Raw genomic sequence first — 11,855 nt, 5'->3', positions numbered from 1 at the left:
GGCGCCCCGTGCAAAGCGCCCCTTCAGCGCACATTGCTAGCGCTGGTCTAGGGGAAACCAATAATGAAAAACCCTTACGCTCTCGGCTTCTGGTGCGCCCTCGTAGCCCTGGTGCTGCTCTCGGCCACCTATTTCTACGGCATCATGCTGGCCCACCAGATCGACAAGGCCATGGTGTTCCTCGACAGTGCCGTCGCGCTGATCGCGGTCATGGCAATCGTGGTGGTGGCCTGGGCGTCGCTGCAGGTTCAGCGGGTGAAGAAGCGACAACTCGAACAAGGCAAAACCCTGGTGCTGATCTGGGACACCAAAGTCGCCCTGCGCAAGGTCGAAACCGTGTTCGACCGGTATTTCTGGGGCAGCTACTGGCAACCCGGCCGCACCTTCGCCGAAGTCATGGGCGAACTCACCGGCACGCCGCTGGAAAAAAGCCTCGAAGCGCTGAAGAAGCAATGCCTGGAACTCGACAAGCAAATCGACAGCGAGAGCTGGCAATGGCTGAACAATGCCCGTGAATTGTCCGATGTCGCCACGGCCATGGCCCGTGAGCGCTATCAACTGGATTTCTGCGATCCACGCGCCGATGGGCCGGGCGGGGCGGTGATCGATCGGGACTTTGAAGTGCTGGTGTATACCTGGACGGCGCGGCTGAAGAGCTTTGATCATCAACTCGATGAGATCGAGGTTCAGTATTCCTGATTTTTGGCTGAATCATCTGGCCCCTTCGCGAGCAGGCTCGCTCCCACAGGTACAGTGTTGTCCTTGTGGGAGCGAGCCTGCTCGCGAAGGCGGACTGAAAAACACCGAAACTCTTCCCGCCTGTCGACTGTCCACACTCCCCATAGACACTCTTTCACCTTTAAACATTGGGCCGTCTCCCGCGCCCGGTGCTAATCTCCACCGCTAAATTCAGCGGAGTCGAGCCGTAACCCGGTCACGGGTTCAGGGAAGACGACCAACTATTCAGCCACGGAAATCGATCAGGTCATTCATGAATAAATCAGCAGGCGTGCTTCTCGGAATTGTTGTTGCCATCGGCGCGATCAGTGCAGGCGGGGCCTGGTACACCGGGACCAAGATCGAGGGCGTACTGAACAACGCCGTCAGCAATGCCAATAAAGAGCTGCAAACCGCGATGGCCGGTTCCAACGGCACCGCGTCGCTGGAGCTGGTGTCGCTGGAGCGTCACACCTTCACCAGCACCGCGCACTATCGCCTCAAAGGTGAAGGCGAGATGTTCGGCGATGCACCGGTCGAGCTGCTATTTGTCGACCATATCGAGCATGGCCCGCTGCCTTTCTCGCGTCTGGTGTCGCTGAAATGGCTACCGGTCATGGCCACCAGCAACTACGAGCTGGAAAAGAGTCCGGCCACCGAAAAATGGTTCGCCGCCACCAAGGGTGCCGCGCCGCTCAAAGGCGTGACCAACATCGGTTACGACGAATCCACCACCAGCACCGTCGACTTGCTGCCACTGGAAACCGCGCTGGATGAGCAGTCGAGCCTGAAATTCTCCGGCCTGACCCTGAACATCTCCGCCAGCGCCCAGGCGCAAAAGGTCAAGGCTGACGGCTACATGGACAGCCTGAAACTGGTGACCGTGGCTGAAGATCAGGCGCCGGTACAGATCGAACTCAACGGTCTGACCGTGGCCAGCAACCTCGCCAAGAGCAGCTACGGCTACTACACCGGCAGCAACACCTTGGAACTGACCAACAGCAAAACCACCTTCGGCACCAAGCAATCGGTGCTCGGCGTGAAGAACTTCGAAATGAAGAACCTCACCGAAGAGAACGGCAGCAATGCGTCCGGCCGTGCTGACTATCAGGTGGGTGAAGTCACCCTCAACGACAAGAAAATCGGTTCGGCCAGCATGGCCATGAGCCTGAAGAACCTTGACATTCCGTCGACGATGTCGCTGATGCAGATTTACCAGACCAAATTGCAGCCGTACGAAAAAGCCGCCGCCGAAGCCACCGCCGCCGGCCTGCCGGCACCGGAACTGAACCTCACCGAAGCCGAATCGGCCCAGGTCAAAGCCGATCTGCAAAAACTGCTGGCCGCCGGCCCGCAAGTGGCGCTGGAAAATCTCTCGCTGAAAACCGCCAACGGTGAAAGCCGCGCCAATCTGGTGGTCGACCTGACCAAACCGCAATCGATGGATCTGCCGCCGGATCAACTGGGCAAACAGCTGATCGCGTTGCTCGACCTCAACATCACCGTGTCCAAGCCGATGCTGATTGATCTGCTCAGCGTGCAGGCGCAGCTCGATGGTCAGACCGATGCCAAAGCCATCGTCGATGGGGCTACCGGCGCGGCCGATATGTTCTCCGGCATGGCTGTCGGCTCGCAGTTGGCGACCGTGGAAGGCACCAACGTCGTGACCAAGCTGCATTACGCCGCCAATCAGGTGGAATTCAACGGCCAGAAGATGACCGTCGAGCAGTTCGTCGGCTTCCTGATGAGCAAGTTCGCGGGCGTCACGCAAGTGCAGTAATACTGCGCTCTCAATAGAAACGCCCGGCCTCTGCACCCGCAGACGCCGGGCGTTTTGCTGTCTGGCGTTCGGCTTTTCGGCATCCCGGCTTAGCCGGTACCACGATTCTGAACAATTATTGTGTTCTCGATACTGGCCCACGCTTGCATGCAAGACTGCCTGACTAAGCTTGGCTGAGCGTTCCTGGCTCGGCCCCGTTACGAATGGGCAAGGAGGGCATTGCGACCCGGCTGGCCATGTAAGGATGCTGACGAATGCCGCGTATTGATGTTCCCGTATTGCATCGTGGTTTACGCCCTTTGTTTCGAGTCGCGCTGTGCAGCCAACTGCTTTGGCCAGCCTTGGCGTTTGCCGACACACCCTACGATCAGATGGTGCGGGATGCCCGTGCCGGGCAAACCACGCCTGCGCTGACTGTGCTGCGCCAGGTGCCGCCGGCTCAGGCCACCACCGGGCAGATCAGCGATCACCTGCAAATCGCCAGTTGGGCCGGGCTCGACGCCGAAGTGGTGCAGGTCTATGAAACCCAGGGCCGTGACCGCGTGCTGCCGATTCAGGCCCTGACCGCCACTGCTCGCGCGTACCGCAACCTCAAGCGTTGGGATCAGGCGACCCAGGTCTACAACAAGGCCTTGGCGCTGGAACCGGACAACGCAGACCTGCAACTGGGCCTGGCCCTGACTCAGGCTGACGCCGGCAAGCCCGACGAAGCAGTCACTCGGGCCAAAGCGCTGGTGGCGGCCAAACCCGATGATCCTTCCCGTCGTCTGGCACTTGGCTACGCGCTCAACCGTGCCGGCAAGCAATATGACGCCCTGTTCGAATACGATCAGGCGTTCATCCGCGCCGGGAGCAAACCTGAAGTCGCCCGCGAATACGTGGTCGCCCTGCAAAAAGCGCGTCTGCCGGAACCGGCGCTGCGCTTGGCCAATCAGCGTCCGGGCCTGATCGATCCGGTCACTTTGCGCCGCCTCGAAGGCGACTTGGCCGCCGAGCGCGTGCGCCTCGCCGAACTCGCCACCCGCAGCGAAAAAGAACGTTATGTGATCGCCGACCGCGCGTTGGCCGACTACGACAAATTGCTCGCGACCTGGACGCCCGACGCCAGCGCTCACGACGACGTGATCCGCTGGCGCATCGACCGCATGGGCGCGCTTAAGGCCCGCGCGCGCACCGCCGACGTCATCAGCGAATACCAGAAGCTGCAAGGCGAAGGCGTGAAGATTCCGACCTACGCCTTGCGTTGGGTGGCGGCGTCTTATCTCGATCAACGTCAGCCGGAAATCGCCACTGACCTCTACCGTCAGGTGCTGGCGGCACCGGACGCCGATGTCGGTGATCGCCTCGAAGACACCACTGCACTGTATTACTCGCTGCTGGAAAGCGACCGCGCCGACGAGGCACGCAAGGTTGCCGAAGACGCAGCCAAGTCCCAGCGCCCACGCATCGAACTCAAGGGCTTGCCGATCGGCAACCCCAATGACGAATGGATGGACGCGCAACAACTCGCGGCGCAGGCCGGCACCTACGGTTCCGACCTGCCCCACGGCGAGGAGCGCTTGCAGACGCTTGTCGATCAGGCGCCGGGCAACATCGGCTTGCGGCTGGCCCAGGCCGATCTGTACCTGGCTCGCAACTGGCCGCGTCGCGCCGAGATGCAGCTCAAGGAAACCGAGAGCATGACGCCGCGCGACATGGGTCTGGAAATCGCTCAGGCGCGCACCGCCATGGACCTGCAGGAATGGCGGCAGATGGACGCGCTGACCGACGACGTGGTGGCGCGCTATCCGGACAACCGTCAGGTGCAACGTCTGGCCCGCGAACGTGAAGTCCATGACATGTCCGAATTGCGCGTCGAAGCCTACGGCGGCAAGGCCAACGGCGGCGGCAGTGGTAACGCCGGAGCGGTTAGCGGTAGCCGCGATTTCGGTATCCAGACCACCCTGTACAGTCCACTGATCAATGAAGACTGGCGCGTGTTCGCCGGCGCGGGATATGCCACCGGCGACTTCGCCGAAGGCACCGGCCATCACCGTTTTCAGCGTGTCGGTCTGGAGCGTCGCACTCGTGACATGACGCTTGAAGCCGAAGTGTCCAATCACAATTACGGCTTCGGCGACAAACAGGGCGCACGTTTGGCGATCGCCCGCGACATCAACGACCACTGGCAGTACGGCGGCAGCCTCGAATACCTGTCGGCCGAGACGCCGTTGCGTGCGCTCAACAGCGACATCAAGGCCAACGGCGGCAGCGGGTTCATCCGCTGGCGCGCCAACGAAAGCCGCGAGTGGCGGCTGTCGGTGAGTCCGTCGCACTTCAGTGACGGCAACAATCGCGTCGAAGCCTTGCTCACCGGTCGCGAGGGCGTTTACAGCGCGCCGAACGTGCAGGTCGACGCGGGGCTGGAAGTCGGCACCAGCCACAACTCCAAATCCGATGACGTGCCGTACTTCAATCCGAAGTCGGACTTCAGCGTGATGCCACTGGTCAACGTCAATCACGTCCTTTACCACCGCTACGAAACGTCCTGGAGCCAGCAGTTCCAGGCCGGTGCGGGAACGTACAGCCAGCGTGATCACGGTACCGGCGGCATGGCGTTGCTCGGCTACGGCCAGCGTTATGCCTGGAACGACGTATTCGAGGTGGGCGGTTTGCTCAGTGTGATCAACCGGCCCTACGACGGTGATCGGGAGACCGATCTGCGTTTGCTCGTCGACCTCACTTTCCGCTTCTAGAAGAGTTTGAAGATGCCCTTTATTTCGCGTTTCATCCTTCTGCTGGGAGCGCTGCTGGTCAGCGCCTGCGCCCAGCAAGCCCCAGCCTTCGCCCCTCCGTCCGAGCGCCCGGTGGCGGCCAGCGAAAAACCGTGGCCGAAAAACCATGTGTTGGGCATCGCCTATCACGATGTCGAGGATCGCGACCCCGATCAGGCCGTGGTGGCGGTGCGCACCGAGCGCATGATCGAGCAGCTCGCCTGGCTGCGGGAAAACGGCTACAAACCGGTGACGGTCGATCAGATCATGGCCGCGCGCAAGGGTGGCCCGGAGCTGCCAGCGAAGGCGATTCTGCTCAGCTTCGACGATGGCTATTCGAGTTTCTACACCCGTGTGCTGCCGGTGCTGCGCGCTTATAACTGGCACGCGCTGCTGGCGCCGGTTGGCACTTGGGTCGATACGCCGCTGAATCAGCCGGTGGATTTTGCCGGTGCGCCACGTGCGCGCTCCGACTTCCTGACCTGGGATCAGGTGCGCGAGATCTCCAAGTCTGGACTGGTGGAAATCGCCGCCCACACCGATGCCAACCACAAAGGCATTCTTGCCAACCCGCAGGGCAACCTGCAGCCCGCCGCCGCGACCCGCCGTTACGATCCGGTCAGCAAACGCTATGAATCCGAGGCCGATTTCCAGGCGCGGATTCGCACCGACGTAAACAACATCTCGGAAAAAATCCGCAAAGCCACCGGTTACAAACCGCGGGTCTGGGTCTGGCCGTACGGGGCGGCGGACGGCACTTCGCTGACCGTGGTGGGCGAGGAGGGCTACGAAATGGCCCTGACCCTCGACGACGGTCTCGATGCCCTCGACAACCTGATGAGCAGCCCGCGCTTCCTCGTCGCCTCCGATCCTGACGGCACGCATTTCGCCAACAGCATTGTGTCGGCGCAGGCGGATTTCGCCATGCGCGTGGTGCATGTCGATCTGGACAATGTTTACGACCCGGACCCGGCGCAGCAGGACATCAACCTCGGCAAACTGGTGCAGCGCATGGCTGACATGGGCGCCAACACCGTATTCCTGCAAGCCTTCGCCGATCCGAAGGGCGACGGCCTGGTGCACTCGCTGTACTTCCCCAACCGTCACTTACCGGTCCGTGCGGATATTTTCGACCGCGTCGCCTGGCAACTGCGCACCCGTGCTCATGTGAAAGTCTTTGCGTGGATGCCGGTGCTGAGTTTCGGCCTCGACTCGAAGCTGCCGCGCGTCACCCGCTGGGACCCGGAAACCGGTATCACCTCGGTCGCTCCTGATCAGTACAAACGGCTGTCGCCGTTCGATCCGGAAGTCCGGCGGATCATCGGCGAAATCTACGAAGACGTGGCGCGCCTGACCTCGGTCGACGGCATCCTTTACCACGATGATGCAGTGCTCTCGGACTTCGAAGATGCCGGCCCGCAAGCCCTGAAGGTATACGCCGCCAACGGCATGCCGGCTTCGATCGCGGCACTGCGTGATGACCCGGCGGCGATGCAGCGCTGGACGCGGTTCAAGAGCCGCTACCTGATCGATTTCACCAACGAGCTCACTGCCAAAGTCCGCGCCATTCGTGGCCCGCAGGTGCAGACCGCGCGCAACATCTTCGCCGAGCCGATGCTCAATCCACACAGCGAAGAATGGTACGCACAGAACCTCGACGACTTCCTCGCCACCTATGACTGGACGGCGCCGATGGCCATGCCACTGATGGAAAAACAGACGCAGGAACAGTCCGGTCCATGGCTGGAAACGCTGGTGCAAACCGTCAGCAAACGCCCCGGAGCCCTGAATCGCACCGTGTTCGAATTGCAGGCCCGTGACTGGACGAAAAAGGATCAGGCCGACATCGATGGCGCGCATCTGGCCGACTGGATGGGTCGCCTCAAGCGTCAGGGCGCGACCAGTTTTGGTTACTACCCGGACAACTTTCTCGACAACTTGCCGGACCTGAAAACCGTTCGGCCTGCGCTCTCCAATAAATGGAACCCATGACATGCTGGATAGACTGTTAGCCCTGCTTGTTCTGGCGCTCGTCCTCGGCGTGCCGCTGGGACTGATTTTCCTCGTTACCGGCCAGTTCCTGATGGACTTCGTGTTCTTCTACCCGTTGTTCATGTCCGGGTTGTGGATTGCCGGTGGCCTGTATTTCTGGCTGCACTGGGAACGCCACTGGCCATGGAAGGACGACACCCTGCCGCCGCCGTTGGCGGGCGAGCCGTTGATCTCGATCCTGATCCCTTGCTACAACGAGGGCGACAACGCTGCCGACACTATCCATGCGGCGCTGGCGCAGCATTACCCGAACATCGAAGTCATCGCGATCAACGACGGCTCCAAGGACAACACCGCCGAAGTGCTCGACAGGCTGGCCAAGGAAGACCCACGGCTGCGGGTGCTGCACCTGGCGGAAAACCAGGGCAAGGCAGTCGCCCTGCGCATGGGCGCCATCGCGGCACGCAGTGAGTATCTGGTGTGTATCGACGGTGATGCGCTGCTGGCGCCGAACACCGCGGCCTATCTGGTCGCGCCGATGCTCGACAATGCGCGATTGGGCGCGGTGACCGGCAACCCACGGATTCGTACGCGCTCGACACTGGTCGGGCGGGTGCAGGTCGGTGAGTTCTCGTCGATCATCGGTCTGATCAAACGCACGCAACGGGTGTTCGGGCGGATCTTCACGGTGTCGGGCGTGATCGTCGCATTCCGTCGCACGGCACTGCACCGGGTCGGCTATTGGAGCCCGGACATGATCACCGAAGACATCGACATCAGCTGGAAGCTGCAACTCGATCACTGGAGCATCTTCTACGAGCCGCGCGCGCTGTGCTGGATCCTCATGCCGGAAACCCTCGGTGGGCTGTGGAAGCAGCGCCTGCGCTGGGCGCAGGGCGGCGCCGAGGTGCTGTTCAAAAACATTCGCGGGATCTGGCAGTACCGCCATCGATACCTGTGGCCGCTGCTGTTCGAGTATTGCCTGTCGACCGGTTGGGCCTTCACTTTCCTGTTGTCGGTGATCTTCTGGGGCGTCGGCAAGTTTGTGGTCATGCCGGAAGCCATCGCGGTGGATCACCTGATGCCGCCGGCGTTTACCGGGTTGTTGCTGGCGTTTGTCTGCCTGGTGCAGTTTGCCGTCAGCATCATCATTGACCGGCGCTACGAGCCGGGGTTGGGCAAGACCATGTTCTGGGTGGTCTGGTATCCGATTGCGTTCTGGTTCGTCAGCCTGCTGACCACGCTGGTCAGTTTTCCCAAGGTGCTGTTTGGCCAACATCAGAAGCGTGCGCGCTGGGTCAGCCCTGACCGTGGCATCAAGCCGATCGGGGACGACGAAGAGGAGGTCATCAAATGAGAATCATCCGGACTCGCCAACGGCCGTTTCTGGTCGTGATCGATGTGATCTTCACCGTTATCGCCTGGGTTGGTGTGCTGTATCTGTTGGTGCGAGGCTTGTGGCCACTGATCGAACCCCTTGAGGGTGTGGCGCGGATCGATCGCGCAGCGTTTGATGTGCTTGGCACCTTGCAGATTTATCTGTGGGTGGCGGTGGTCAATGCGTTGATCCTCATCGCCTGGGCACGTTACCAGCACCGCAAAAGCCGCAGCTTCGCCCAGCGCCGACTGCCGGCGCCGGTGGTCGATGATGAGGGCCTGAGCAAGAGTTTCAAACTCTGCGATGACCGCTTGCAGAAGCTACGCACCCCGGGGGTGATGACCATTCACAACGATCAGGAAGGCGACATCAGTAATGTGGTGACGCATTTCTGGCCGGTGCAGCAGGGTGAATTGCCGCCACCCCTGGCACCGCTGGAGCACCCGCGAGTGATCTTTTTGCATGCTGAGGATGATGAGAATCGCGAGCCTATGCCCCGGTAAATGGATTGAAGCCCGCGCATGCTTTTCGATCGTTCCCACGCTCCGCGTGGGAATGCCTCTAGGGACGCTCTGCGTCCAGTGACGCGAAGCGTCACGGGCTGCGTTCCCGCGCAGGAGCGTGGGAACGATCAGGTAACCGTGAGCCGGTCAACCGGATGACCTGACTTCGCGAATCAACTGTCAGGCCCCTGTGATCGGTAGCGGCTGTTTCATTCGCTCGGCCAGTATCGCCATGGCCCGCACTTCTTCGCAGGCCACGGCGGCGACCACCACACCGTTTCTGCCAAACAGACCGATGTTGGCGCAACAGTGCGAGGTTCAGCCAATTGCCACTGCCAAGGCACGAACGGTACAGCTATAGTTTGCAAGCCGACGACGGCCTCACTGCACAAGGTGCTCCCGGAATGACCCGATTGACCTCTCTCAACCCTTGGCTGGCGGCCGCTGCCGTTGCCCTTTGCGTGCAGTTTCCGGCGCAGGCCCAGGAGCGTTTCACCCTCAGCATTCCTGGCGTGTCCGATAACCGTCTGTTCACCTCGGCAGCGGCCAGCGATGCGGCCGGTTGCGGCGGCAAGAACCAGTCGCCGGCCCTGAGCTGGAACGCCGGCCCAACCGGTACCCAGAGCTACGCAATTGTCATGCACGACCCGGATGGGCAGAAAGGTCTGGGCGTCGATCACTGGATTCACTACGGCATCAAAGCCACGACTCACCAGATTGCGGCCGGTGTCGGCGCCAAATCCGCCTTCGAAGGCATTGGCGGCACCAACAGCAAGGGCAACACCCATTACATGGGGCCGTGCCCACCGGTGGGTGACAGCGCGCACCACTACATCATCCAGATCTACGCACTGGATCTGGCGCCGGACGCATTGCCGGCCGGTCTGACCCGCGCCGAGCTGATGGAAAAAATCAAAGGCCATGTGCTGCGCAACAGCAGCGCGGTGCGACGTTATCACCGCTGAAATTTTTTTCAGCGCGTTTAACCCGATCTGAAAGGGCTGCCCGTCTCAGTGGATGAATGATCAATTTCATCCCGAGGTCAGCCCCCATGTGCCGTTCCCTGCCTTTTCTGCGACCTGCTGCGGTCGGCGTGCTGTTGGCCATCGCCGGTTGCGGTGTTTCGTCCAATCCGGAATCCGTGGCTGTCCCCGCGCCGGCCCAGACTACGGTTCAACATGAGGCGGTTCTGGCCGACAGTGCGATGGCCAAGCGCAGTGTTCGCCCGGCTCTGCTTGCCAGTTACGCAGCGATGCCCGCGGGTGAAAGTTATCCACAAGGCTATCGCGACGAGCAGCGCGAGCAATATCAAGCGCTGGTCGACAACCCCATCCACAGCGTCGCCGAAACGCCGGTTTCGACCTTCAGCGCCGACGTCGACACCGGCGCTTACGCCAATGTCCGCCGCCTGCTGAATCAGGGACGCCTGCCGCCGGAAGGTGCGGTGCGGCTGGAGGAAATGGTCAATTACTTCCCCTATGACTACGCATTGCCCAGCGACGGCTCGCCGTTTGGCGTGACCACCGAACTGGCGGTTTCACCGTGGAACCCGCATACGCGGCTGCTGCGTATCGGCATCAAGGCTTCCGACCGCGCTGTGGCCGAACTGCCTCCGGCCAATCTGGTGTTTCTGGTGGACGTATCCGGCTCGATGGATCGCCGCGAAGGGCTGCCGATGGTCAAAAGCACACTGAAGTTGTTGGTTGATCAGTTGCGTGATCAGGATCGCGTGTCGCTGGTGGCGTATGCGGGCGAATCGCGCGTGGTGCTGGAGCCGACTTCCGGACGGGAAAAAGCCAGGATTCGTACCGCCATCGAGCAATTGACCGCAGGCGGCTCGACCGCTGGCGCCTCGGGCATCGAACTGGCCTATCAAATGGCCCAACAGGCGTTTATCCCCAAAGGCATCAACCGTATCCTCCTGGCCACCGACGGCGACTTCAACGTCGGCGTCAGCGACTTCGACAGCCTTAAACAAATGGCTGTGGATAAACGTAAAACCGGTATTTCCCTGACCACCCTGGGTTTTGGTGTGGATAACTACAATGAACACTTGATGGAACAACTGGCCGATGCCGGCGATGGCAATTACGCCTACATCGACAACCTGCGCGAGGCGCGCAAAGTCTTGGTCGATCAACTCGGCTCGACCCTCACCGTGGTGGCGAAAAACGTCAAATTGCAGGTGGAATTCAACCCGGCGCAGGTCAGCGAATATCGCCTGCTCGGCTACGAAAACCGTGCGCTCAAGCGTGAGGACTTCAGCAATGACAAAGTCGATGCCGGCGAAATCGGCGCAGGACACACGGTGACCGCACTGTATGAAATTGTTCCGGCAGGCGAGAAGGGCTGGCTGGAAGCGCTGCGCTACGGCAAATCGAGTGCGGCTGTTGCCGAAAAGAACGGGGAATTGGCGATGCTGCGTGTGCGTTATCAACAGCCCGAAGGTGGGAAAAGTCTGCTGATCGAGCGGCCGATTGCCAATCAAGTCGCAACGGCCAGCGAGGATTTGCGCTTTGCCGCCGCCGTCGCTGCGTTTTCCCAGCAACTCAAGGACGCTCGCTATACCGGCGACTTCAGCTTGAAAGACACCGAAGCGCTGGCCCGTGGCGCGCGGGGCGATGATCGTTTTGGCCTGCGTAACGAGTTTGTGCAACTGGTCGAACTGGCGCAGAGCCTGCGCACCTCAACCGCATCGAATGCACTGGCCACTGAGCGACGGATTGAATAGT

General features: G+C 61.1%; 8 protein-coding genes. All 8 read left to right on the top strand.

The features are described 5' to 3' along the window. Positions 1-63 precede the first annotated feature (63 nt). The 8 genes from ATI02_RS14605 to ATI02_RS14570 all read left to right on the top strand — a co-directional run bounded on the left by ATI02_RS14605 (position 64) and on the right by ATI02_RS14570 (position 11,854). Positions 64-699 carry an NADH:ubiquinone oxidoreductase subunit N gene (locus ATI02_RS14605; protein ID WP_095190386.1) on the top strand — a complete coding sequence of 212 codons (636 nt, stop codon included), beginning with the start codon at positions 64-66 and terminating at the stop codon, positions 697-699. Positions 700-991: 292 nt separating this feature from the next. Beyond that, the gene (locus tag ATI02_RS14600; protein ID WP_100846634.1) at positions 992-2,497 is read left to right on the top strand and encodes a YdgA family protein; all 1,506 of its coding nucleotides are present in this window, start codon (positions 992-994) and stop codon (positions 2,495-2,497) included. A 254-nt stretch (positions 2,498-2,751) separates the two neighbouring features. Further along, positions 2,752-5,232, top strand: coding sequence for a poly-beta-1,6 N-acetyl-D-glucosamine export porin PgaA (pgaA, locus tag ATI02_RS14595; protein ID WP_100846633.1), 2,481 nt, complete (start codon positions 2,752-2,754; stop codon positions 5,230-5,232). Positions 5,233-5,244: 12 nt separating this feature from the next. After that, positions 5,245-7,242, top strand: coding sequence for a poly-beta-1,6-N-acetyl-D-glucosamine N-deacetylase PgaB (pgaB, locus tag ATI02_RS14590; RefSeq protein WP_100846632.1), 1,998 nt, complete (start codon positions 5,245-5,247; stop codon positions 7,240-7,242). A gap of 1 nt (position 7,243) precedes the next feature. After that, entirely contained in the window at positions 7,244-8,599 is a 1,356-nt protein-coding gene (gene pgaC / locus ATI02_RS14585) for a poly-beta-1,6-N-acetyl-D-glucosamine synthase (protein ID WP_095190390.1), read from the top strand. Continuing rightward, positions 8,596-9,123, top strand: a complete 528-nt coding sequence (gene pgaD, locus ATI02_RS14580; RefSeq protein ID WP_100846631.1) for a poly-beta-1,6-N-acetyl-D-glucosamine biosynthesis protein PgaD — start codon at positions 8,596-8,598, stop codon at positions 9,121-9,123. Before pgaC ends, pgaD begins: the two co-directional genes overlap by 4 nt. 404 nt (positions 9,124-9,527) lie before the next feature. Further along, positions 9,528-10,088: a YbhB/YbcL family Raf kinase inhibitor-like protein gene (locus tag ATI02_RS14575; RefSeq protein WP_100846630.1), complete on the top strand. Its 561-nt coding sequence runs from the start codon at positions 9,528-9,530 to the stop codon at positions 10,086-10,088. Positions 10,089-10,174: 86 nt separating this feature from the next. Further along, the gene (locus ATI02_RS14570; RefSeq protein WP_100846629.1) at positions 10,175-11,854 is read left to right on the top strand and encodes a vWA domain-containing protein; all 1,680 of its coding nucleotides are present in this window, start codon (positions 10,175-10,177) and stop codon (positions 11,852-11,854) included. Position 11,855: the final 1 nt, after the last annotated feature.

This window comes from Pseudomonas baetica, from assembly GCF_002813455.1.
GTDB lineage: Bacteria > Pseudomonadota > Gammaproteobacteria > Pseudomonadales > Pseudomonadaceae > Aquipseudomonas > Aquipseudomonas baetica.
This window is presented reverse-complemented; position numbering and strand designations above follow the sequence as displayed.

Excerpts from the sequence above, each read along its gene's own strand:
- pgaA (WP_100846633.1), top strand. The coding sequence starts at position 2,752 with ATGCCGCGTATTGATGTTCCCGTATTGCATCGTGGTTTACGCCCTTTG.
- ATI02_RS14605 (WP_095190386.1), top strand. The coding sequence starts at position 64 with ATGAAAAACCCTTACGCTCTCGGCTTCTGGTGCGCCCTCGTAGCCCTG.
- ATI02_RS14570 (WP_100846629.1), top strand. The coding sequence starts at position 10,175 with ATGTGCCGTTCCCTGCCTTTTCTGCGACCTGCTGCGGTCGGCGTGCTG.
- pgaD (WP_100846631.1), top strand. The coding sequence starts at position 8,596 with ATGAGAATCATCCGGACTCGCCAACGGCCGTTTCTGGTCGTGATCGAT.
- pgaC (WP_095190390.1), top strand. The coding sequence starts at position 7,244 with ATGCTGGATAGACTGTTAGCCCTGCTTGTTCTGGCGCTCGTCCTCGGC.
- pgaB (WP_100846632.1), top strand. The coding sequence starts at position 5,245 with ATGCCCTTTATTTCGCGTTTCATCCTTCTGCTGGGAGCGCTGCTGGTC.
- ATI02_RS14600 (WP_100846634.1), top strand. The coding sequence starts at position 992 with ATGAATAAATCAGCAGGCGTGCTTCTCGGAATTGTTGTTGCCATCGGC.
- ATI02_RS14575 (WP_100846630.1), top strand. The coding sequence starts at position 9,528 with ATGACCCGATTGACCTCTCTCAACCCTTGGCTGGCGGCCGCTGCCGTT.